Genomic DNA, 23,304 nt, shown 5'->3' on the forward strand with positions numbered 1-23,304 from the left:
ATTATAGCAAGGGGAATAGCAATGAATCCTAACTATCGCATAGAATTGGCAGATAATATAAAAGGGAGCGAAAAGATGTCATTTAACAATAATTCTTTATCATTGGATACAATAATTAAAGTAATCGGCGTGGGCAACGGCGGATGCAATGCTGTAAACAGAATGATAGAAGAAGGACTTGAGAATGTAGAGTTTATCGCTATGAATACTGATTCTCAGGCATTATCACGCTCCAATGCTTCTGTAAGACTCGTTTTAGGCGACAGAGTAACTCAGGGATTGGGAGCAGGTACGGATCCCGAAAGAGGAGCCGAAGCGGCAAGAGAGAACATTTCTGAAATAGAAGAACTTGTAAGCGGCGCTAATTTGGTATTTATTGCAAGCAGTTTCGGAGGCGGTACTGGAACTGGAGCAAGCCCTATTGTGGCTGAAGCTGCTAAAAAATCGGGTGCTTTAACTATCGGTGTTGTTACTAAACCTTTTGATTATGAAGGTAAATTAAAAATGAGCCGTGCTGAATCAGGCATAGATAAAATGCTTACAATAGTTGATTCTCTTATAATAATACCTAATGAAAATCTTTATGATATGGTGGATATGGATAATTACAGCTATGAGGAAGCTTTATCCGTTGTGGACGATATACTTCGTCAGGGAGTTCAGGGCATATCCGATATAATTACTCAGACGGGATTTATTAATGTTGATTTTGCAGATGTAAAAACTATGATATCTCTTTCAAACGGAAGGGCTCATTTAGGAATAGGAATAGGCAAAGGCGATGAAAGACTTCAAAAGGCTATTACAAATGCATTTGAAAATCCGCTTTTAGATGTTTCCAGTATTAAAAATGCAAGAGGCATACTTGCCAATATAGTTTGTCCTAAAGATTTTGCTATGAAAGAGTATAGAGAGGCTAGTAAAATTATAAATAATTATGCTAATGAAAATGCTAATATAAAAATCGGCGTCTGCCCTAAAGATGATATTAAAGATGAAATTGTTGTTACAATAGTTGCTACAGGATTTGATGCAAATTCAAAAAATGATTTTGAGAATACAAACTCAGATTTTCATACTGATGATATAATAAATAAATCAAATAAAGATAAAATTATTAATAATAATTCGGACAGTTCTGATAATGAGATTAAAAATAAATCGGATAATATTGTTTCAAAATTAGAAAATACCTACGAAACAGACAATATAAATACAATAGTAAAAGAACCTAAAAAAGAAATTGAATCTGCTATTATTAAAGAAGAGATGCTTAATAATGAAGAAATAAATATTTCAGATAATATAAAATTTGAAAATAATATAAAAAATCTTAAAAAACCTTTAATAAGCAAAATAAATAGATTTAATAATACAGATGATGCTTTACCTGAAAATACTAATGCAGGAGATATGTTCTCTTCCGTTAATAGTAATGAGGATAACAGTATAGAAGAAAAATTTAACAGAAATATAGTTAATGGTAATTATGAGAGTTTATATTCTCAAAGATATGAAACAAAAAAATCTACTATTAATAAAAGAGCGGCGGAAAAAATAGCCGAAGATATGCGTTTTGAAGAAGAAAAGCATAATAATAAAATTCCATTTGATGTTGTATCAGATGATTATATGGATAAGCATAATAAAATGGGCTCAAAAATGTCCATATTCGGAGAAACAAGTACGGCTGATAATGATTTAGAAAAACCCGCTTTCTTAAGACGCCAGATACAGGCAAGAAATACTATAAGATAAGGTGTTATATTTAATTATGAAGAAAAATATTTTTAAAAAAAGATTATTCTTAAGTCTTTTTATTTTTTATATATTTTCTTTTTCGGTTTTTTCTCAAAATACTATAGAAAATGCTTTGAAGTTATACAATGAAAGGAACTATGAAGCTTCAATAAGAGTATTAGAGGCTATGAATATAGCTCCTAGCAATTTAGAGCCTTATTTATTATTAATAGATAATTATATAAAACTTAATAATTTATCTATAGCAGAATCTTTAATAAATGATGCCGAACATTATCATTCCAGAAATTACAGATTATTAGAAAGAAAATTAATATTAGAACTTCTAAGCAATAGAAATTCAGAATCAAGAATTACTGTTAATGCTATAAAAAATTTAGACAGTAAAAATTATTTAGCTAATTATGCACAAGGAGTTCTAAGCGAAAGGGCGGGATATTATGAAACTGCTATGAATATTTATGAAAGAGCAAGACTTATAGATAAGATAAGACCTGAAGCCACAATCGGTTTAGCATATCTTTATTTTGCAGGCGGAAATAATGAAAAGGCATTAAGCTTATTTAATGAAAATATTGCAAATAATCCGAGAGAGGCTGAGTCTTATTATCATTTGGCTAATTATTATTATCTGAATAAGCAGTATAATACTGCTTTAAACGAAGTTAATAATGCTTTATTTTATTATACAAATTATAATGAAGCTGAAATATTAAAAGCTAATATATTTATCTCATTAAATAGATATGATGAGGCTATTGCTATATTAGAATATATGCCCGATTCAGGATTCAAAAATAATTCAAAATATTATTATATAGGAAATGTATATGAAGGAGCTAATAATTATGCAAGATCCAAGTCTGCATATATTAATTATCTTAGGGTAAATCCTGAAAATGAGCTTGGAAGGCTTGCCTATGAAAGAGTTTTATTATATACAAATCCTAATCCCGATTATGAAAGAGACAGAGCCGCTTTATATTACGGAAATTTAGCCTCCTACTATACAAGGCTTGCTGATAATATCAGAGCTCAGGCATATTTAAAGCATATGCTGAGATTAAATCCTGCAAACACATTTGCAAGATTAATGCTTTCCGATGTTTACAGAAGAATGGGATTAGAAGAAAAATCTTTGGAAGAATTGGAAATAGCTAAAAATATTAATCCTGAAGATAAATCTATTATATATAAATATGATAGCTATAAAAGAAGATTGGATAAGAATATAGTTTCTAAATCTTGGGGTTTAGAACAGTACAATATTGATTTTTCAGGTTTTACAGTTGCTATAACCGATACAATTACAGCCCAAAAAGACAGCCCTTTATATTTAAATACAGCTTTATATCAGACATTGTCCTATGTTCTGCCTCAGTTCGGAAGATTTAAAGTATTAGATATGTACAGCAATTATTATGATGTCAGAGATCTTTACAGAGAATTAAACAGAAGGAATGCAGATTATTATTTGAGAGGGTCTGCATTTCAAAATGATGATACATTTACTATTATGCTTGATTTGGTTGATGTAAAAAGCGAAAAAACTGTTACTAATTTTACAATTATGACCAGAGGAAAAGAAAAAATAATGGGCGCTGCTGTTATGGCTGGAAGAGCTATTAACAACAGCATACCTTTTTATTCAAAAGTGATAAAGCTTCATAATGATAATATATATATAAATGCTGGAAGAATGCAGGGAATTACTAATAATATGAATATGCTTCTTTATGACACAGCGGAGGCAAGAATAGATTTAGCTTCAAGAGGATATAACGGCGTTATAGGAATGATAAAGATTATTACAACAGATGAAAATGTTTCTTTAGCCAAACTTATAGACGGAAGGCTTTTAAATAAAGTTAACTTAAATCAAATAGTAATGCCCTATATAACAAATACGATGCAAAATACTAATGTTAACTGAATTATTATGGAAAGAAATATTATAGGTATATACGGACTTATATGTTCGGGAAAAAGTTCATTTTCTAAAATGCTTGCAAAGGAAATGAATGCTTTATATATAGATGCGGACTTAATAGGGCATGAGGCTTTGATTTATAATAAGGAAAATATAGTTAAAGAATTTTCAGATGATATTTTAGATAATGATAATAATATAGACAGAAAAAAATTAGGCGCAGTTGTATTTAATAATGCTGAAAAATTAAATAGACTTGAAGAAATTAATTATCCTTATATAGAAAATAAAGTACATGAATTAATAGACTGTTCATATAAAGATATTGTTATAGAAGCCGCACTTATTATGAGAAGCAAAATCCGTTTTATGTGCAGCAGCTTAATATATGTAAATGCAAAAACTACCGATATTATAAAGAGAATGAAAAAAACAAGAAATATTTCGGAATATGAAGCCAGAAAGCGTTTAAAAATGCAAAGAGATGTTAAAAATAATAAACTCAATGCCGATATTCTAATAAACAATATGAAGGATTATAATAATTTAATTGTAATCTCAAAGAAATTAGGAAGGTATTATGGAGTTAAATCAAAACCAAAACACAGAAGAAAAAGAATCTTCTATTAACAGTCAGATTGGCAAAAGAAAAACTCTTTATATAGTTAATTTTACACCTATAAGATTACTTGTATTTTCTATCGGCTGTACAGCTTTGATTTTATTTATATTTGTATTAGGTTTTCATTTAGGCGGCTCTAAACCTATACATGCAGGAAATAATTCGGGAGATTCAATTTCCGCTTTAATGAGAAATGCTCAGGACGAAGATAATATGTATGCAGAAATAAGCACTTCGGATATGCCTGATAATAATATCAGCGCATTAGATGAATATAATGCAAACAATAACGGCATTATAAGGGAGGGAAGCACTTCTGCGGACAGATACAGCGAATACACTCAAAATCTGGCTTTAGAATTGGATACTATCAATGAAAATATTAAAGATAGGGATACTGCAGGATTATCTCCCAACACAACTTATACTCCTCCTCAGCAGGCAGCAAATATATTTTCGGCCTCATCTTCAAGAGTGCCTTATACGAGAAGTTCATCTTCCGATTCCATATATTTTATACAGGTAGCTGTAGGATATGACAGAGATAATACTTATTCCGCAAGAGACAGCTTAAAGTCAAAATTTCCAAAAGCTTTTATAAAAGAGGAAGCTATGTCCGACGGAAAAACTATGTATAAATTAAAAATGGGAAGATATGAAACCAGAGAGGAAGCTCAAAAGGCTTTGTCTGAAATAAAAAAGATACCTGCATATAAAGACAGTTATATTTATTCGGATAAGAAAATAAGTTAAATAAATAATATCCTAAAAGTTATAGTTATGCCCTTTTAAATATTTATAAGGGCATTAATATTTTTTAAACAATCTGCTCAAACTTCATATTTTTAGCTTCTTTGCAGTTTATTTCTATAATTTCTTTTTTATATTCTTTTTCATTTTTATCATAGTATGATGCGGTTATATGAAGTTTTTCCATTTCTTCTTTTGAAAAATATCCCATTATCATAGCAGAGTTGTAAATTATATCATAGTTTTCTATACTGCCGTATATCTCCAAATATCCGAAAGGTCCTTTATTATAATTAGGCTTTAAAGTTATGCAGTTTTTTTTATTTCTTTTTTCTAAAGCGTCATTTTCTTTTTCGTTTCTGCCGAGTAAAAGCTTAATATTTTTACTCATTCTTATATGTCTGCCTATAGCCAAATACTGCATAAGTTCAATATTAAGTATTTCTTTTCCGTTATTTGATATTAAATCTGAATATCTTCTTGCATATCCTTTATCAACTATGGAACAGCCCGCTCCAGAAGGAATAGGGTAGTCAGTTATTCCGAATTCTTCCGCTAATTTCATCTGAATATGTCTTGATCTTCCGTATATATCATATAAATTTTCCCTGTTTATTAATCCTTCCTTTTCAGCTTTAGTTATCGGCAAAAGTTTTGCAGATAAAGGTCTTAATAATTTTCCTTCAAGTCCGCTTTCTTTTACAGCATTTATTAAATCCTGAGATTTCTGACTCATAGGTCTTTGTCCTTTTACTTCTCCTGTGGCTATAAAATCAAAACCTTCATCTTCCATTATTTTTTTAGCAGTTTTAAGCATTAATATATGACAGTCCAAACATGGATTAATAGCGCTTCCATATCCGTATTTAGGATTTAAAAACATATCTAAGTAGACATCTTTTAAAGATACAAATCTTATCGGTATATTAAGAAAGTCGGCGGCTTTTTTAGCAGGATCATCATTATATATATTTAAAAGTTCTTCTTTTATAACGGCATATTCCAATCCTGTAACAAATCTTAAAGCGAGCATATCAATATTTTCTCTTTTTAATACGGCTCCTGCAATTGTACTGTCTAATCCTCCGGATAATAGTAAAATAGCTTTTGCTCTTTTATTGCTCATTAATTTTTTTCCTTAAATTATTATTAATTTATTTTTATAATATACTAAAACACATTATTTTGTCAATATTTTAATATACATCTTAATACTGCAGTTGACAAATAATATCAATTTATTATAATTCAGATGGGATATAAAGATAAAAAACTCCTATATTATAATAATATAGGAGTTATGTTTATTTAATCAAGCCTGTTTAGTTAGGATAAAGTAAAGTGAAGGTTTGAAAAAATAGCATAATTAATTTTGTATATCAGCTTTAGTTGTTACTTTTATTATTTTTGAAAGATCTTTATAGCCTTTTGCTTTTCCTGTAACTGTAACTTCTTTTCTAGTCTCATCAACATCAGATAAAGTAAAGTTAACAGTTTTTTCATTGTTGTCTCCTCCATTGTTCTCAATGGGATTTGTAGGAGTATTGGCATTTTTATCTTTGCAGCTTATACCAAATAAATCGTCTGATATAATTTTTTAAATTATAATATTTGCCTGAAAATTAAAAAATCAGGTTTTGACAGCTTAAAAATTGCAGATAAGATTCTTTTATATATAAAAAATTGTTTGCTCGAGACTGGACTTGAACCAGCACGGTGTTACCCGACAGCACCTCAAGCTGTTGTGTCTACCTATTCCACCACCCGAGCTTAAATATAGACATTAATTTAAAAATATTATATATTAAATAATCATTTTGTCAAATATTTATGATGCCGTACTTAAGTTTGAAATATATAAATATAAAAATATGAAAATAATATTTAAGGAAATAAATATGAATTATATGTCGAATTTGCATACTCATACAATATACTGCGACGGTAAAAATACCGTTGAAGAGAATATAAAAAGCGCTGCTGATAAAGGCTTAATAAGCATAGGCTTTTCGGGTCATTCTCATTTTTATAAAGATAAAACTTCTATGACTGAAGAGGGCACTTTAAAATATATAGAAGATGTAAATAAAAATAAATATATATATAAAGATAAGATACAGGTATATTTGGGTATAGAGGGAGATTATTATTCAAATTTAAATAAAGACACCGATAAAGAAATGGGGCTTGATTACAGAATAGGCTCTGTACATTATATAGATGATGGTAATAATTCGTATTTTCCTATAGATATGTCAAGAGAAAGTTTTAACAATGCAGTTAAATATTTCGGAGGCATAAAAGAGGTTGTTTGCAGATATTATGATAATGTTATTAAAATGATAGAAACTCAAAAGCCTGATATTATAGGACATTTGGATTTGGTAAGAAAATATAATTTGAATAAAGAATATTTTACAGAAGAGGAAGATTGGTATATATCTAAAATAGATGAGGTTTTGAATATTATTAAAAAAAATAAATGCTTAGTTGAATTAAATACAAAACTTATGAATAAAAATAATTTAGATGCTCATTATCCTAATAAATATACTATAAAGAAATTATTAGAAATAGATGCAGATTTTATTATAAATACTGATGCGCATTGGTCGGATAATGTTGATCATTTTTATATTGAAGCGGTTAATGAATTAAAAAATATAGGGGTAAAATATATAAAAATCTTAATTGATAATACTTTTAAGAGTATAGAAATTTAATTAATTTATTTGAAAAAATATTATTATGAAATATAATGTTATATTTGCTTCTGAGAGGTATATATGAATTATTTAAAAGAGACAATAATTTGGAATAACAGTTTATTAAGATATTTAGTATCTTTATCAGTATTCTTTATCAGTTTGCTCATGATGAAGTTAATTTTATTTTTTTTGCTTAAAATACTATTGAAGCTCAATGAAAAAATTCACAATATATTTATATACGAACTTGTAAAAAGTATTAAAAAAAGAGTAAGACCTATTATATTTTTGATTTCTTTGTTTATGGGAAAATTATGCTTAATAATTCCTAAAGATGTGGGTACATATTGGATAAAAATACTTATTATTTTAATAGTGATATTTACAATGATGTTTATATGCGATATCATCGGAAATTTCAGTATTAATTATCTGTCAAATAAAAAAGATATAGTTATTTCCGACGGCATAATTACCATATTAAAAGCTTTAGTATGGATAATCGGTTTTCTTACTATACTTTCAAATTTAGGAGTTAATGTTAATACATTTATTGCAGGACTTGGAATAGGAGGCGTGGCGGTTGCTTTTGCGGCTCAAAGTATAATAGCCGATTTATTTAATTATTTTGTTATAGTGTTTGATAAGCCTTTCTTAAAGGGAGATTATATACAGATAGATAAGGACTCGGGCACAGTTGAATATATAGGCATTAAATCCACCCGTATAAGAAGAAACAGCGGAGAACAGCTTTTAATATCAAATACTAATCTGCTTTCTTCAAGAATACAAAATTACAGAATATTAGAAAAAAGAAGAAAATATATGCTGCTTGGAGTTGAATATTCAACATCTTTAGAAAAATTAAAGCTTATACCGAATATTATACAGACTGTAATAGAAAATGCTGATAATACAGAGTTTTCCAGCGCAAGATTTGTAGAGTTTGCAGATTCTTCTCTTAATTTTGAAATAATATACTATGTAAATACATCGGAATATAAAGAGTTTGTAAGGATTGTTGAAGATATAAATTATAAAATAGTAGATGAGTTTAATAAATTGAATATAAGTTTTGCATTTCCGTCAAGGACTTTGTATATAAACAAAGTATAATTAAGGATTGTTTATGGATTAGCATGGTGTATACATGGTGTATACCAATAAAAAGTTTTAGAAATAAAATGAAAAATAAGTTAAAATCTATTAAATCACATAATTATCCTGTTGATTTGTAAATTATATTTATATGTTTGATAATTTAATTTTATATTTTCAAATTATAATTATTTTATGTATTGTTTATTATTAAAAAAGGTATATAATTATAGGCGTAAATATAAAATATATATTCTAAGGAGAAATTAACATGGCGGAATTGCGTTATAATCCATTGCTTGGAGATTATGTAATGATAGCAAGTCATAGGCAATCGCGTCCTCAAATGCCTAAGGATTATTGTCCTTTTTGTCCGGGAAGCGGAAAGGTTCCTGACAGTTATGAGGTTTTTTGCTATGATAATGATTTTCCTGCTTTATCTTTTGAACCCCCGTATCCTGACGAAGTAGACAATGGCAAAATGTTTAAAACAGCTCCTTCAATAGGCAAATGCGAGGTTATTTTATATTCTCCTGATCATAATACAACTTTATCAGAACTTTCGGCAGAACATATTACTAAATTGGTAATTTTATGGCAGGAAAGAATGAGAGCAATAGCTAAGAATAAAAAAATAAAATATATAATGCCTTTTGAAAATAAAGGAGAGGTTGTTGGTGTTACAATGCCTCACCCTCATGGTCAGATATACGGATACAGTTGGATACCTTTAAGAATAAAAAGAAAAATAGAAATGGCTTCAAGTTATTATAATGCTAATTGCAGTAATCTGTTTATGGATATGATAGAACAAGAGCTTGATGATAATAGAAGGGTCATATTTGAAAATGATCATTTTATTTGTTTTCTTCCTTTTGCCTCAGAATATCCTTACGGCATAATGATAATGCCTAAAAAAATAACTCTTTCTATTGCAGATTTTAATAAAGAGGAAAGTATTTCTCTAGCTGACGCTTTAAAAAAGGCTGTTTCTTCATTGGATTTGCTTTTTGATATTAAATTTCCATATATGATGTGCATGTACAGTGCACCTGTAAATGACGGCTTTAATTACAGCAATATATGGAATTATCATATAGAGTTTTTCCCGCCTATGAGAAGCAAGGAAAAGCAGAAATTTAATGCTTCTTCCGAAACAGGAGCTTGGGCGCCTTGCAATCCTACAAGTCCTGAAGAGATGGCGGCTCAGTTAAGAACTGCATATATAAGATATATGGGAATGTAGGTGTCATTAAAATTTACAGTTATTATACCTCATAGAATTGGTGAAAATATAGAAAAAACCTTAGCAGGGGTATATCTATCAAATTACCCTATGGAAAAAATCGAAATTTTTCAGGCTGAAGGTACACATCCTACAGTTCAAAGAAATGAATGTATTAAGCAGTCTTCGGGAGATATTATATATTTTATAGATAATGATTCTATAATTAGTTCTGATAATATAAGGGAAGCAGGCATAATATTTGAAAATGACGAAAAAACCGCTGTTGTCGGAGGACCCGCTGTTCATAAAGTTAATTCAATGTCTGAAATGTATATAGATAAATGTATGAAGTCTTATTATGCTGTAGGACCTATAGCAAACAGATATAGAGCAGATGACAGAGAAATAAAGGAAGGTACTGACAGAGATGTTATACTTTGCAATTTATTTGTTAGAAGAAATGTTTTATTTGAGGCAGGACTCTTTAATGAAAGTTTATATCCTAATGAAGAAAACGCTTTGATAGACAGAATACTTTCACTTGGATATAAATTAATATATAATCCCAATATAGTAGTGGAAAGACCGCCTAGATCTAATTTAAACTCGTATATAAAAATGCTGCTTAATTACGGAAGGGGCAGATTTGAGCAATTATTCAGAGATTTTAACAGTAAAAATTTAATATTTACACTTCCTGCTTTATTTTCAGCTTATATTATTCTATGTCCTATAATGCTTATAATATTTAATACTTTTAAAGCCTGCATAATAAAATTTTATTTTATTCCGTTATTGGTTTATATAATAATAACTTTATTTGCTGGTATTTTATATTCTTTTAAGGATGACGGATTTGCTTCTAAAATTTGCGGGATATTTGTATATCCTTTTATGTTTTTTATAACTCATTTCTTTTACGGATTTGGATTTTTTTACGGCATTATAAAAGTAATAAGTAAGTTTAAGAGAATTGCAGATTTTACTATAAAGAAGTATAAATCTTTTGGATAAATCTTAATACTGTAATTTTTATATTGAAAAATTACTTTATATGTTCATAATTTTTTAATGCTGTATATTATTTATTATAAAATATAAAAAAATCTTATAAAGTCTGTTTTTTATTAAAATAAATATTTGCAAATTATAATCATTTATGATATATTGTATAAACAATTATTTTAATTAAAAAAGGTTATAGGTGTCAAATACATACAAAATAATTACTTTAGACGGTCCTTCAGGTGCAGGCAAAAGTACATTAGCTAAATTGCTTGCAGAAAAATTGTCTTTTAAATATTTAGACACCGGCGCTATGTATAGGGCGGTAGCCTTGTATATGATAAAACATCATATTGATATAAATAATAACAGCGAAGTCATATCGGCTCTTAATAATTTAAGTATTAGCTTTAGTGATGAAGGAAGAATATATTTAGATAATGAAGATGTAACGGAATCTGTAAGAAGTACGGAAGTAGTTAATCTTGTTTCTGCAGTTTCATCTATCAGCGCAGTAAGACGAAGTATGGTCTCTTTGCAGAGAAAGATAGCTGAAGGCGGTAATTATGTTATAGACGGCAGAGATATAGGCAGCGTAGTTTTTCCTTATTCTGAATATAAATTTTATATTGATGCTTCATTAAATGAAAGAGTTAAACGGAGATTTGAGGAAGAAGCATCTAAAGGAAAAACTTTAAGTTATGAAGATGTTAAAAAAAGTATAATAAAAAGAGATGAGTTTGACTCAAATAGAGAAGATAGTCCGCTTGTAGTACCTGAAAATGCTTGTATTATTGATACTACTAATATGACTATTGATGAAGTTGCAGAGAAAATCACTAATGTGATTTTTAATAAAAAAATCTAATGAATATAGTTGTATATATTTTTTGCCTGTTAATATACAGGAGGGAGAGAGACAATGGAAGATAATAAAAATCTATCAAACGATGAAATTGAATTTCGTAAGGCTTTGGAAGGAAGTGACAACACTTCTCTGAGCCGCGGAAAAATTATTAAAGGTAAAGTTGTGCAATTTGATGATACTGATGTTTTTATAGATTTTGATTCTAAATCTGAAGGTAAAATTAAAAGAAATGAATTTGATAAAGAACCTGTTATAGGTGAAGAAATAGAGGCTATTGTTTCAGGCGAAGATGATAAAGGCTATGTTATTTTATCAAAAAGCGAAATAGATAAGAGAAGATCTCATGAATTAATAGAAGATGCCGTAAAAAATAGCACTCCGATAAAAGGAGTTGTTAAAGAGGTTATTAAAGGCGGATTTAAAGTGTCCATTATGGGAAATCAGGCTTTTTGTCCTTATTCTCAAATGGATACAGCAAGAGGAATTAAAGAGACTGATTATATCGGAAACGAATATGATTTTAAAATTATAAAGAAAAATGGAAGAGACATAGTTGTATCAAGAAGGGTCCTTTTAGAAGAAGTTCAGAATGCAGGAATAGAAAGTTTCTTAAATGATTTAAAAGAGAATGATATTATAAACGGAAAAGTGAAAAATATTGAAAAATTCGGCGCTTTTGTGGAAATTACTTCAGGTTTAGACGGCTTTCTTGCCATACCTAATATGTCTTGGGATAAAGTTATTAATCCTAGATCCATTATTTCAAAGGGCGATGAGAGAATGTTTAAAGTTCTTTCCGTAGATAAGGAAAAGCGCAGAGTGGATCTAGGACTTAAACAGTTAGATGATGATCCTTGGAATAAATTTGCTGAGCAGTATAAAGTTGATGATGTTATACATGGAGAAGTTACAAATATTAAAAAATTTGGTGCTTTTGTAAAAGTTGCGGACGGCATAGAGGGGCTTGTTCATATTTCCGATTTGAGCTGGAATTCTCATGTTAATAATCCTAATGATTTTGTTAAAAAGGGCGATTTCTTAGAATGTAAAATATTGGGTATGAATGCCTCTGACAGAAAACTAACACTAGGGTTGAAACAGGTTAAAGAAAATCCTTGGGATACTGTTGAAAGGGATTTTCCCATTAAATCTATTGTAAAATGTATAGTAAAAAGAATAATAAAAAATTTTGCAGTATTTGAACTCCCTAACGGTTTGGAAGGAATATGCGATATAAGCGATTTTGATTGGAGAAATAATATCGTTAATATGAAAGACTATGTTAAAGAAGGCGAAGAAGTCAGTATGGTTATTATGTCAATAGACAGAAACAGACAGAGAATTAAATTGAGCTATAAGCATACTAAAGATAGTCCTTGGAGATTATTTGAAAAATCTCATCCTCAAGGTTCCATAGTTGATGGTACTGTAAAAGTTTTGGTTGATTCGGGAGCCATTATTTCTTTGGAAGATAATTTAGAAGGATATATGCATATTTCTCAAGTGGAAATTCCTAAAGGAGGAGCTTTAGAAGAAGTTTTAAAAGCGGGAGAAACATATCCTTTTGTAGTAAGAGAAGTTAATCAAAGCAAAAGAAGAATATCATTGTCAAGAAGAGAGTATATGGAGGCGCAAAATAAAAAAGAAACTCAAAATTATATTTCAAAAGCTGAACCTACTTCTTTAACTTATAATCCTTTTGATAGTATCAATAATTAATTAATATTATTTAAATTTGAATTCCTAATGCAGTATCTGTTATGGCATTAGGTTTTTTTTATTATCTTAAATTATATTGACAAACAAGTAAATAGAAGTATAATTTACACACTATTATTAATTTAAAAAATAGAAGGTTTATGATGAAAAGGATTCTTATTATATCATCAGAATATACAGGTCATGGTCATAAAAGTGTGCATACTTCTCTTTTGCAGGGATTTAAATCCCTTTACAGCGGAGAGATAGAATGCAAAGTTGTAAATGGTTTTACATTAGGCGGTCCAAAACTTATGGCGACAGAAAGACTTTATAACAGCTGCATAAAATATGCTCCTAAATTATGGTATAAGCTATTTAGATTTTCTTTTAAAAATAAGGATGTTATCAATAGGCAAAGCGCTTTTAATGTTAAAAGAAAGTTTTTAAAATTAATAAAGGAATATAATCCTGATATAATAGTTAATGTTCACCCTATATTTAGCGGAAGCCTTTTAAGTATTATAAAGAAAAGAAATATAAATATAAAATTTTTTATTATAATAACAGATTTAATTACAATAACTAAATTATGGTTTGATAATAGGGCAGACAAAATTATAAGTCCATCTTATGAAGCTTCGGAATATATGATAAAAAATGGTATAGATAAAGAAAAGATTATTACTTTCGGATTACCAGTAAGAGAGGGGTTTGACGCTTTGCTTAAAAGTGAGGAAGAAATAAGAGAAAAAACAAATATTAACAGCACATTAAAAATTCTTCTGCTTAATAATTCTGAAAGAACTAAAAGACTTATATATATAATAAACGGTCTCTATGGCAGATATAAATGCGAAGTTACGGTTGTATGCGGAAGAAATAAAAAAACATATACAAAACTTAAAGAATTTTTTTCTTCAAGAAGCTACAGCCCTAATATAATGGGATATACTCAGGAGCTGCCTAAATTATTTCATGAAAATGATATATTAATAACAAGATCAGGTCCTACAGCTATGATAGAGGCTATTAATTGTCTGATACCTGTTATATCTATGGGGGCTTTGCCTGGTCAGGAAGAAGAAAATCCAATATATCTGAATAGAAACGAATTTGGCTACAGTACGATCTCCACCGATGATATATTTAATAAAATAGATTTGCTTATTGAAAATAACAGAGAGAATTTAGTTAAGATAAGAGAGAATCAATTTAATTATTACGGCAGAGATGTAAGAGAAAAGATTGTTAAATATATTGCTGATAATATTGAAAATAATTAAATTCTTTTTATAATAGAGTATCTTATAAAAGAGGTTGATATGTTGATTGCTAATTCAAAGATGAAAGAATTTATTTCAGACATTGATTTATCATCTATAGAGCTTAAAAATTATTATTCCGTCTCTAAAAAAGAAAATGCAGATAGGGAAAAATATTTTATTATAAATAAAGAAATAGATTGCTCTTTATGTTCAGTTTCGGCAAGCGGTTTAGAGCTTACGCTTTATGAATATAAAGAAAATGAAATATATTTATCAAACAGCAGAAAATTAGAAGATATTTTGAATCTTTCTTTAAAAATATTCTTATCAATAAAGAAAATATTAGAAGATAATTACAGCGATACTATATTTGATATAATATTATCTATAGATTTTGAAAATGAAAAAACAGCGCCTTGTTCCTTTATAAGTTTTTATGCTGTTAGAGATAATTTCAGAATAATAGATTTAAAAGATATTGATAATTTTAAATCTGATGCTGTTTTAATAGAAACGGTTAATAAATAAATTTAATATTTTTTATTGATGCTAATAAGAATTGCTTTTATTATTGCTATGCTTCTGCAGAGTAGGCACCTCACGGTGCCCGCCTTTAAGAAGTAAACAAGTAAACTTATTAGCAGGATTACAGTCGCTTTATTATTTTTTATTTCTGTTAAAGTCTTTTATTATTATAATAATAAATTATTATTTATTTGATTTTATAATCTTAATTAATAAAAATTACTTATAAGTTTTTATTATATATTGCAATATTTTATATAATAGTTATAATTTTACTATAAAATAATTATTTTTAGGATATAAAAAAATGAAAATATATAGTTTAAGATTTAAGATTCCTGTTTTGTTTATAACAGCAATTGTATTATCGATATTTCTTAGTGTAGGAAGTATGCTGTTTTTAAATATGAAAGCAATTGATGATACGATTGAAAGCGGTTTTTCATCTACATCAATATCATATAAGAATTTAATTAATTTATGGCTTGAAGATAATAATTTTTCTATGGATAATTTTGTTTCTTCCGAAGCGTTAATAAATTTTTTGACAAATAGGGAAGATGAAACTTTAAGATTAATAGCAAAAGAAGCGTTAAAATATTTCAAAAGTTCGAAAGCATCGTTTATTAACTTTATAATATTAGATTTAAACGGGAATGCAATAATAGATTCTGAGGACGGTATTTTAAATAATGTTTCTATAGACATAAATGACGAAGGCTGGAAAAAATTTGTATCGGGAGGATATAATTCAGGCAGCGAATCAAGTATAAGCAAATCGGTAGCTACAGGCAATCCTACTTATAGAATATGGAGAGGAATAAAAGATAATGCAGGCAATGTAATAGGAATATTATCTGGAAATGTTGATTGGGGGGATTTAATAAACAGATATATTCTTAATATTAAGATAGGAGAAAGCGGAGAAATATCAATTATAGACAGTAATAAAAAGTATTTGGCTAATCAGAATAAAGATAAAATATTAACTACGGAAAGCGGACATATTCCTTATGATGAAGTTATAAAAAACGGCAGCGGAATAATGCATTATAAAGAGAATAATAAAAAATATTTAATGTCCTATTATAATATAGATAATACAAACTGGTATATTATAATAAAGATGTTGGAAGGCGAATTATATTCTTCATTGGGAAGAACTATATTATTTGCAGTATTATTATCTTTTATTATAATTGCGGCTGTCGCTGTATTGGTAGTCGGATTTACAAGAAGATTAACTTCTCCTTTGAAAGAGGCGTTAAAATTTGCAAATTTAATATCTTCAGGCGATTTAACTTTTGAAATTAAAAATAAATATTTTACAAGAAAAGATGAAATAGGAGAACTTATAAAAAGTTTTGATAACATGAAAACCTCCATAAAAGAAATTATAGATGTGGCTAATTCAAATGTTGATTTGACTAAAAGAACCGCCTATTCTTTATCATATTCAAATAAAGATTTGGCGCAGAGAACATTAAGTCAGGCATCGTATTTGGAAAAAACTTCCGAAGCTACAGAAGAAATTTCAAGTACAATAAAAAAAACAGCTGAAAATGCTTCTATAATTAATGATATGATGATAGATGCCAGAAATGCCGTTGAGGAGGCTGGAAGTATTATTTCTGAAACTGCTCATAATACCAGTCAGGCTTTTGAATATAGTCAGAAAATAAGCGGATTGGTAAAATTTATTGAAGATATAGCTTTTCAAACTAATATATTAGCCTTGAATGCTTCCGTAGAGGCGGCGCGTGCGGGAGAACAGGGTAGAGGATTTGCAGTTGTTGCTGCTGAGGTTAGAAATTTAGCTCAGACAACTCAAAGCTCTGTTAATAATATAACTTCGTTTATTTCGGAAAGTAATGATAAAGTAAAGAAAGCCACAGATTCAGCTAATATGTCAAGAACATTATTCCAAGATATTGAAAGCAAAATAGAAGAAACTACAAGAGTTATAGTTGATATGGCTAATACTACTAAAGAACAGCTTATAGGAATAGACAGCATTAATAACGCCATGTCAAATATGGATTCCCAGACTCAGGACAATAGTTTATTAGTTTCGTCTATGAATCAATCTTCAAAAGATTTGGAGCATCAAATGGAAGAATTGGCAAATGCTATGTCATTTTTTAAAGTAGGAGCTAGAAAATTAGAATGGCTTGATCAGTATTATACGCATAATAAAGTTATAGACGGTCAGCATATTCAAATTATTGATTATGTTAATAAAGTTCATTCGGCTTTGTTTAATAATGTTAAAGAAGATGTTGAAGAGGCATTTAAAGGGGCTATTAATTACACTAAATATCATTTTGCTGAGGAGCAAAAAATACAGACTGCAAATAAAGATAAATATCCTAAGATTAAGGAGCATTTTGGAGAGCATAGAAGATTTGAAAAAGCAATTGATGATAAATATAATGAATTTAAATCGGTTAATGATTGGCGCAGGGTAGCCGTTGATTTTTCCGAACTTTTAGCTAAGCTTCTGATAGAGCATATCGGAGTATGGGATAAAGATTTTGTAAGAATGGCAGGTATACAGGATTCATAAAATATTATTTCCAATTAGAACCGAACGGAGAGCTTTCTATAAGTCTGCTGTAGAATAGCTCTCTTACTTTATTTAAAAATTGTTTAGTTTCATCGCTGGAATAATCGGCATAAGTCCATATAAGTTCTGTATATCCTTTTTTTTTCTTATAGATTAGAGTTAGGTCGGCAAATACTCCGTTTTTTAAGTATATTCTATGCGTAAAATTTTTATTTGTAGCTAAAACAAAATTTTCCAATGTCAGTATGGCAGGATCTATATTAATTTTTCTTTTGTTATTATATGAATATTCTTTTTCTATATTATCAGTAATTTTTTTTACCTGACTTATATAATCTCTTTCTATCATAGTTTTAAATACTATAAATCTTTTATTTATATTCTCCCCCATCTCTTCTTTATAATATGGCGAATGAGAAAATAAATATTCATCGCTTATAATTTCTATTTCTCCGAAATTGTTAATAAGTTTATCCGATACTAAATTATATATATTAATATCATTATACATTAAAGCTGTAATAAGCACAGCTTTAGATTGTTTTAATACTTTGCTCATATTGTTAATATATTATATTATTTTTATTTATATGTCTATAACAGCTTGATATAAAAAAGATTAATATTATAATATTGAAAAACTATTTAAAGGAGTAAATAATATGGCTACGCCTCATATAGGAGCAAATAAAGGAGATATTGCAGAAACTATACTTTTACCGGGAGATCCTCTCAGGGCAAAGTTTATCGCCGAAAATTTTTTAGAAAATATTTTTCAATATAACTCAATAAGAAATATGCTGGGCTTTACTGGTACTTATAAAGGAAAAAAAATATCGGTTCAAGGCACAGGTATGGGAATGCCTTCCTGCAGTATTTATTCCTATGAGCTTATTCATTTTTATGATTGTAAGAATTTAATCCGTATAGGAACTGCGGGCGCTTTATCTGATAAGCTTAATATAGGAGACTTAGTTATAGCAATGGGAGCCTGCACCGATTCTAATTATGCAAATCAGTATGAACTTTCAGGAAATTATGCCCCTATAGCTAGTTATGAATTATTAAAAAAAGCTGTAAGCAAAGCTGATAATATGAAAATAAATTATTATGTAGGAAATATATTGTCCTCAGATATATTTTACTCTGCAAATAATGCTTCCTCCAAATGGGCTAAAATGGGCGTGCTTGCTGTTGAGATGGAGGCTGCTGCTTTATATATGAATGCCGCTTATGCCGGAGTTAATGCTCTTTGTATGGTTACTATATCGGATTCTTTGATTACAGGAGAATCTTCAAGCGCAGAACAGAGGGAAAAAACTTTTACTGATATGATTGAAACAGCATTATCTTTGGCTTAAAGTTTAAAAAACAGCAGTAATATAAACTTATGCAATCTATTTGCCTGATAATTCATAAAACTTAATAATATTGATTTTATTAATATATTTAGAACTTTTACAGTAATTGTATAATAAGCTTTATTTTTTATTGCATTACGGATATTAAAATTCTTTAATTTTTTCTTTATTCAGGTTTTTTATTAATGCCTTTGCAATTTCTATAGAAGAGGTTATATCATAGTAGGAAGCATAACAGTAATGGCTGTGGGCATATCTGGTCGGCACTCCTAAAACTACGCTTGGAGAGGCTAAATTAGTTTTATGATAAACGGCTCCGTTTGTAGAACCCTTTTCTCTTACTATAATCTGATGAGCTATATTGTATTTTCCTGCAATTTCTATAGTATATTTATTCAATCTTGGATTTGTAATCATACCGCCGTCAATAACTCTAAGCTGAGAACCTTTGCCTATAGCCCCGTAAACTCTGTCTTTATTATGAAATGTATCGTCTGCGGGAGAGCCTTCAAATACTATTACCAAATCAGGCTTTACTTTATTAGCAGCAACAGAAGCCCCTCTTGTTCCTACTTCCTCCTGTGCTGTCATAATTCCAACTAAATTAACATCTAATTTTTCATCTTTTAATGCTTTTAATGTTTCTATAACGCATAAAGCGCCTGCTCTGTTATCTATAGCTTTTGAGCATATAGTTTTAGTTCTTTCATCATATCTGAAATTCACATCGGGAGCAATCGGGTCTCCTATGCATATTCCAAATATTTCCTCCGTTTCTTTTTTGCTTCCGGTGCCTACATCTATATACATATCCGATAAATGAGGAAGTTTTCTTTTTTCTTCATCGCTCATAAAATGAGGAGGTTTTGAGCCTATTATTCCCTTTACATATTCTCCGCTTGATGATTTTATTATAACAGAATTAGATACTATATTAGGTATATGCCAGCCGCCTAAAGGTATAAATGATAAAGTACCATTATCATTTATATGCTCAGTCATAAATCCTATTTCATCTATATGGCAGTCTAATGCAACTATAGGTTTTGTACTGTCAATATTTTGAATGCCTAAATATAAATTATTGATTGAATCTCTTTCATAATCTGTGAATGCAGTATTATTTTTTATAATTTCTATAACATCATCTTCAAAACCTGAAGGTCCGAATGCATTGGCTAAATCTTTCATTAATTTTAAAGTATCGTTCATAAAATTCCTCGTATAAATAAAATATTTAATTTCTAAATATAATAAATCATTTGATTAAAATATCAATTAATAAAATAATATTATGCAATTAAATTTACAGCTTGATTATAAAAAGTTAATTAAAAAATATATATTGCTTTTTAATATTGTTGTATTTTTATTAAATATGATATAAAATACCTGCAAAGATATAACAAAATTACTTGACTTATGCACATTATGTATTATAATTTATAGTACAATTTAAAGGAGTTATCATGAATAGTGCCATATCAAATCAAATACTTGTATTTAAGATAAATAATGAATTGTATGGAATAGATATTCTTAAAGTTCAGGAAATATTAAATTTTATGCAGCCTTCTCCTATTCCAAATTGTCCTGATTATTTGAAGGGTATCATTAATTTGAGAGGTACTATAATTCTTGTTATAGATTTAAGAGCAAGGTTTCATTTTGATGAGCCTATGAACTCTGAGAATTGCGTTATAGTTGTAGTTGCTATAGGCGATAAAAAATACGGTCTTGTTGTTGATTCTGTGTCTGATGTGCTTACTATAAATAATGAAAATATTCAGGAAGATATAGATATGCATGCGGGCATAGACAGCAGATATATAATGGGTTTGGTTAAGGCTAATGAGCAAATGATTATTTTAGTTGATATAGATAAAGTATTTGTTAAAGATGAGCTTGACGATTTAACTAACACCGTTAATAATTCTATAGTAAAGTAAATAAATAATAATATGTCTTCTCATAGAATACTTAGAGTAAATGAAAATATCAAACAGACTCTCTCTATGATTATAATGAGGGAGATAGAGGATCCTAGAATAAAAAATAATCTTGTTGCTATTACAAGAGTGGATACTGCCAAAGATTTAAAAAATGCCAAAATATATTTTGTATGCCTGAATGAAGATAAACAAAATGAAGTTTTAAATGGTCTTAACAGCGCAAAAGGCGTTATATTTTCTTATCTTAAAAAACAGCTTACTATCAGATATGTACCCAATATGACATTTCATTATGATAAAAATCTGATAGAAACAAATAAAGTATTAACTGATATAAAAAAATTAAATATACAGGAAGAAATTCCTGAAAATAATTAATTTTATTCTAGAATCAAATAGATTAAGGACTTATCAATGTCTCATAATAAATTAAGCGCATCAAAAAAAGATATTATAAAAAGACTGTCAAAAGCTGATAATATTACCATTACAGGACATAGAAATCCTGACAGCGATTGTATATGTTCAGGCTTGGCTTTATCCTTAATTTTGAAAAATATATTTAATAAAGAAGCTTTTGTTGTAAATGCTGATAAAATGCAAAGAGATTTACAAAATATAATATTTGTTGATAGAGTAATTTTTGAAGTAAATAAAGATACATTGCCTGTAAAAGATGTTTTGGTTATACTCGATTCCGGAGATATAGACAGAATAGGCTGGATAGCAGATATTACAGACGAATATAATGAAGTAATATTTATAGATCATCATAAAGTAAGAAATATTAAAGGTGTTACTATGTTTTATGATGACACTTCGGCGGGAGCAACCTGCGAGATAATATGCGATATTTTTAAGGATTATTTATGTAAATTTGACAGCTATATAGCAACATTGCTTTACTGCGGCATTTGTACAGACACAGGAAGTTTTATATTCGGAAATACAACAGAAAGAACATTATTATACGGCTCTAAATTAATGAGTGCGGGTATTATACAGGAAAATCTTGGTAATGTTGTTAGAAGACGGTATACTAGAAATGATGTGTCCGCTTTGATTGAAATATACAGAAGAATGATAATAGATTATGATAAAAAAATAGGCTATATATGTCTTGAGGATAAACTGCTTGGAATTAGTATGAAGGAGCTTGCAGTCAGTGCTTCGGATACTCTTATACAGATGGATGATGTTCTTATAGGTTTTATAATCCATGAAGGAGAAGATAATTTTAGGGTAAGCATCAGAAGCAGATGCTCTAAGAATATCAGGGAAGTTGCAGAAAGTTTCGGAGGCGGAGGACATCCTAAAGCTTCGGGTTTTTCAGTTTCAAAAAATAATTATACTAAAGCTAAGCTAATAGAAGAAATAAATGATAAATTAATTAAATTATTAGATTCGAAATTATGACAGAAGATAATATAATTATATATACTGACGGAGGATGCAGAGGCAATCCCGGACTTGGAGCTTGGGCTGCTGTACTTATAAGCGAAAAATATAATTTGCGTCTTGAGATAGGCGAAAGTGAGAATAATGCTACCAATAATAAAATGGAAATGAAAGCTGCTATTAAGGCGCTTGAAAGATTAAAAAAATCACATAATATTAAGATTTACAGCGACAGCGCTTATTTAGTTAATGGAATGAATAAATGGATATATTCTTGGCAGAAAAATAATTGGATAAAAAGCGATAAAAAGCCTGTTGAAAATAAAGAGTATTGGCTAAGATTGATAGAATTATCAAGTCAACATAATATAGAGTTTTTAAAGGTAAAAGGACATTCAGATAATAAAGAAAATAACCGTGCTGATGAGATAGTTAATATTTTAATGGATAAGCATATTGAAAGCGGAAATACTGCCTCTTTTAATGAAAAAAGAGAATATTATTAATCAAATTATGCTGCTGATTTTTTATAAATTGAAAAAAATAATATAATTAAATTAATACGG

General features: G+C 28.8%; 21 protein-coding genes and 1 tRNA gene. 18 read left to right on the forward strand and 4 right to left on the reverse strand.

The features are described 5' to 3' along the window. Positions 1-21: 21 nt before the first annotated feature. The 4 genes from ftsZ to QZ306_RS02750 are packed head-to-tail and all read left to right on the forward strand — an operon-like array spanning position 22 to position 5,066. On the forward strand, positions 22-1,758 hold the full coding sequence (gene ftsZ / locus QZ306_RS02735) for a cell division protein FtsZ (RefSeq protein ID WP_295160722.1): 1,737 nt from the start codon (positions 22-24) through the stop codon (positions 1,756-1,758). 16 nt (positions 1,759-1,774) lie between these two features. Next, positions 1,775-3,694, forward strand: coding sequence for a CDC27 family protein (locus tag QZ306_RS02740; protein WP_295160725.1), 1,920 nt, complete (start codon positions 1,775-1,777; stop codon positions 3,692-3,694). A gap of 6 nt (positions 3,695-3,700) precedes the next feature. Beyond that, the gene (gene coaE / locus QZ306_RS02745; protein WP_295160728.1) at positions 3,701-4,321 is read left to right on the forward strand and encodes a dephospho-CoA kinase; all 621 of its coding nucleotides are present in this window, start codon (positions 3,701-3,703) and stop codon (positions 4,319-4,321) included. Beyond that, entirely contained in the window at positions 4,272-5,066 is a 795-nt protein-coding gene (locus QZ306_RS02750) for an SPOR domain-containing protein (RefSeq protein WP_295160731.1), read from the forward strand. Before coaE ends, QZ306_RS02750 begins: the two co-directional genes overlap by 50 nt. Before the next feature lie 64 nt (positions 5,067-5,130). On the opposite strand, the gene QZ306_RS02755 is transcribed toward QZ306_RS02750, so the two are convergent. Next, positions 5,131-6,189, reverse strand: coding sequence for a thiamine biosynthesis protein (locus QZ306_RS02755; protein ID WP_295160734.1), 1,059 nt, complete (start codon positions 6,187-6,189; stop codon positions 5,131-5,133). A gap of 562 nt (positions 6,190-6,751) precedes the next feature. Continuing rightward, a tRNA-Leu gene (locus QZ306_RS02760) sits at positions 6,752-6,833 on the reverse strand. A 128-nt stretch (positions 6,834-6,961) separates the two neighbouring features. Here QZ306_RS02760 and QZ306_RS02765 point away from each other — a divergent pair. From QZ306_RS02765 to QZ306_RS02805, 9 genes are all read left to right on the forward strand, one after another. Further along, complete coding sequence (locus QZ306_RS02765) at positions 6,962-7,786, forward strand: histidinol-phosphatase (protein ID WP_366142546.1); 825 nt, start codon at positions 6,962-6,964, stop codon at positions 7,784-7,786. A gap of 63 nt (positions 7,787-7,849) precedes the next feature. Next, on the forward strand, positions 7,850-8,887 hold the full coding sequence (locus tag QZ306_RS02770; protein ID WP_295160738.1) for a mechanosensitive ion channel family protein: 1,038 nt from the start codon (positions 7,850-7,852) through the stop codon (positions 8,885-8,887). 253 nt (positions 8,888-9,140) lie between these two features. Beyond that, entirely contained in the window at positions 9,141-10,115 is a 975-nt protein-coding gene (galT, locus tag QZ306_RS02775) for a galactose-1-phosphate uridylyltransferase (protein ID WP_295160741.1), read from the forward strand. Next, positions 10,116-11,111, forward strand: coding sequence for a glycosyltransferase (locus QZ306_RS02780; protein ID WP_295160744.1), 996 nt, complete (start codon positions 10,116-10,118; stop codon positions 11,109-11,111). Positions 11,112-11,301: 190 nt separating this feature from the next. Beyond that, positions 11,302-11,970, forward strand: coding sequence for a (d)CMP kinase (gene cmk / locus QZ306_RS02785; RefSeq protein ID WP_295160747.1), 669 nt, complete (start codon positions 11,302-11,304; stop codon positions 11,968-11,970). Positions 11,971-12,024: 54 nt separating this feature from the next. Beyond that, positions 12,025-13,689, forward strand: a complete 1,665-nt coding sequence (locus QZ306_RS02790; RefSeq protein WP_295160750.1) for a S1 RNA-binding domain-containing protein — start codon at positions 12,025-12,027, stop codon at positions 13,687-13,689. Between the two features lie 143 nt (positions 13,690-13,832). Beyond that, entirely contained in the window at positions 13,833-14,954 is a 1,122-nt protein-coding gene (locus tag QZ306_RS02795) for a galactosyldiacylglycerol synthase (RefSeq protein WP_295160753.1), read from the forward strand. A gap of 39 nt (positions 14,955-14,993) precedes the next feature. Continuing rightward, the gene (locus QZ306_RS02800; RefSeq protein ID WP_295160755.1) at positions 14,994-15,464 is read left to right on the forward strand and encodes a hypothetical protein; all 471 of its coding nucleotides are present in this window, start codon (positions 14,994-14,996) and stop codon (positions 15,462-15,464) included. A gap of 304 nt (positions 15,465-15,768) precedes the next feature. After that, positions 15,769-18,027 carry a methyl-accepting chemotaxis protein gene (locus tag QZ306_RS02805; protein ID WP_295160757.1) on the forward strand — a complete coding sequence of 753 codons (2,259 nt, stop codon included), beginning with the start codon at positions 15,769-15,771 and terminating at the stop codon, positions 18,025-18,027. A 4-nt stretch (positions 18,028-18,031) separates the two neighbouring features. Here the strand turns inward: QZ306_RS02805 and QZ306_RS02810 are convergent, their stop codons facing one another. Continuing rightward, positions 18,032-18,586: a DUF4416 family protein gene (locus QZ306_RS02810; protein WP_295160760.1), complete on the reverse strand. Its 555-nt coding sequence runs from the start codon at positions 18,584-18,586 to the stop codon at positions 18,032-18,034. A 103-nt stretch (positions 18,587-18,689) separates the two neighbouring features. Between QZ306_RS02810 and deoD the strand changes: the two genes are divergently transcribed. Next, on the forward strand, positions 18,690-19,388 hold the full coding sequence (gene deoD, locus QZ306_RS02815; RefSeq protein WP_295160763.1) for a purine-nucleoside phosphorylase: 699 nt from the start codon (positions 18,690-18,692) through the stop codon (positions 19,386-19,388). A 144-nt stretch (positions 19,389-19,532) separates the two neighbouring features. On the opposite strand, the gene QZ306_RS02820 is transcribed toward deoD, so the two are convergent. Next, positions 19,533-20,600 carry a M42 family metallopeptidase gene (locus QZ306_RS02820; RefSeq protein ID WP_295160765.1) on the reverse strand — a complete coding sequence of 356 codons (1,068 nt, stop codon included), beginning with the start codon at positions 20,598-20,600 and terminating at the stop codon, positions 19,533-19,535. Between the two features lie 257 nt (positions 20,601-20,857). Here QZ306_RS02820 and QZ306_RS02825 point away from each other — a divergent pair, with 257 nt between their 5' ends. Genes QZ306_RS02825 through rnhA form a run of 4 tightly spaced genes read left to right on the forward strand, consistent with a single transcriptional unit; the run spans position 20,858 to position 23,244 of the window. Further along, positions 20,858-21,337, forward strand: a complete 480-nt coding sequence (locus QZ306_RS02825) for a chemotaxis protein CheW (protein ID WP_295160768.1) — start codon at positions 20,858-20,860, stop codon at positions 21,335-21,337. Positions 21,338-21,349: 12 nt separating this feature from the next. After that, positions 21,350-21,718, forward strand: a complete 369-nt coding sequence (gene rbfA, locus QZ306_RS02830; protein WP_295160769.1) for a 30S ribosome-binding factor RbfA — start codon at positions 21,350-21,352, stop codon at positions 21,716-21,718. Between the two features lie 36 nt (positions 21,719-21,754). Continuing rightward, the gene (locus QZ306_RS02835) at positions 21,755-22,756 is read left to right on the forward strand and encodes a bifunctional oligoribonuclease/PAP phosphatase NrnA (RefSeq protein WP_295160771.1); all 1,002 of its coding nucleotides are present in this window, start codon (positions 21,755-21,757) and stop codon (positions 22,754-22,756) included. Then, a complete protein-coding gene (gene rnhA / locus QZ306_RS02840) occupies positions 22,753-23,244 on the forward strand; it encodes a ribonuclease HI (RefSeq protein ID WP_295160772.1) in 492 nt (163 codons plus the stop codon). Before QZ306_RS02835 ends, rnhA begins: the two co-directional genes overlap by 4 nt. Positions 23,245-23,304 lie beyond the last annotated feature (60 nt).

Origin of the sequence: uncultured Brachyspira sp., from assembly GCF_910588665.1 — a bacterium.
Lineage (GTDB): Bacteria > Spirochaetota > Brachyspiria > Brachyspirales > Brachyspiraceae > Brachyspira.

Excerpts from the sequence above, each read along its gene's own strand:
- ftsZ (WP_295160722.1), top strand. The coding sequence starts at position 22 with ATGAATCCTAACTATCGCATAGAATTGGCAGATAATATAAAAGGGAGC.
- QZ306_RS02740 (WP_295160725.1), top strand. The coding sequence starts at position 1,775 with ATGAAGAAAAATATTTTTAAAAAAAGATTATTCTTAAGTCTTTTTATT.
- coaE (WP_295160728.1), top strand. The coding sequence starts at position 3,701 with ATGGAAAGAAATATTATAGGTATATACGGACTTATATGTTCGGGAAAA.
- QZ306_RS02750 (WP_295160731.1), top strand. The coding sequence starts at position 4,272 with ATGGAGTTAAATCAAAACCAAAACACAGAAGAAAAAGAATCTTCTATT.
- QZ306_RS02755 (WP_295160734.1), bottom strand. The coding sequence starts at position 6,189 with ATGAGCAATAAAAGAGCAAAAGCTATTTTACTATTATCCGGAGGATTA.
- QZ306_RS02765 (WP_366142546.1), top strand. The coding sequence starts at position 6,962 with ATGAATTATATGTCGAATTTGCATACTCATACAATATACTGCGACGGT.
- QZ306_RS02770 (WP_295160738.1), top strand. The coding sequence starts at position 7,850 with ATGAATTATTTAAAAGAGACAATAATTTGGAATAACAGTTTATTAAGA.
- galT (WP_295160741.1), top strand. The coding sequence starts at position 9,141 with ATGGCGGAATTGCGTTATAATCCATTGCTTGGAGATTATGTAATGATA.
- QZ306_RS02790 (WP_295160750.1), top strand. The coding sequence starts at position 12,025 with ATGGAAGATAATAAAAATCTATCAAACGATGAAATTGAATTTCGTAAG.
- QZ306_RS02795 (WP_295160753.1), top strand. The coding sequence starts at position 13,833 with ATGAAAAGGATTCTTATTATATCATCAGAATATACAGGTCATGGTCAT.
- QZ306_RS02800 (WP_295160755.1), top strand. The coding sequence starts at position 14,994 with ATGTTGATTGCTAATTCAAAGATGAAAGAATTTATTTCAGACATTGAT.
- QZ306_RS02805 (WP_295160757.1), top strand. The coding sequence starts at position 15,769 with ATGAAAATATATAGTTTAAGATTTAAGATTCCTGTTTTGTTTATAACA.
- QZ306_RS02810 (WP_295160760.1), bottom strand. The coding sequence starts at position 18,586 with ATGAGCAAAGTATTAAAACAATCTAAAGCTGTGCTTATTACAGCTTTA.
- deoD (WP_295160763.1), top strand. The coding sequence starts at position 18,690 with ATGGCTACGCCTCATATAGGAGCAAATAAAGGAGATATTGCAGAAACT.
- QZ306_RS02820 (WP_295160765.1), bottom strand. The coding sequence starts at position 20,600 with ATGAACGATACTTTAAAATTAATGAAAGATTTAGCCAATGCATTCGGA.
- QZ306_RS02825 (WP_295160768.1), top strand. The coding sequence starts at position 20,858 with ATGAATAGTGCCATATCAAATCAAATACTTGTATTTAAGATAAATAAT.
- rbfA (WP_295160769.1), top strand. The coding sequence starts at position 21,350 with ATGTCTTCTCATAGAATACTTAGAGTAAATGAAAATATCAAACAGACT.
- QZ306_RS02835 (WP_295160771.1), top strand. The coding sequence starts at position 21,755 with ATGTCTCATAATAAATTAAGCGCATCAAAAAAAGATATTATAAAAAGA.
- rnhA (WP_295160772.1), top strand. The coding sequence starts at position 22,753 with ATGACAGAAGATAATATAATTATATATACTGACGGAGGATGCAGAGGC.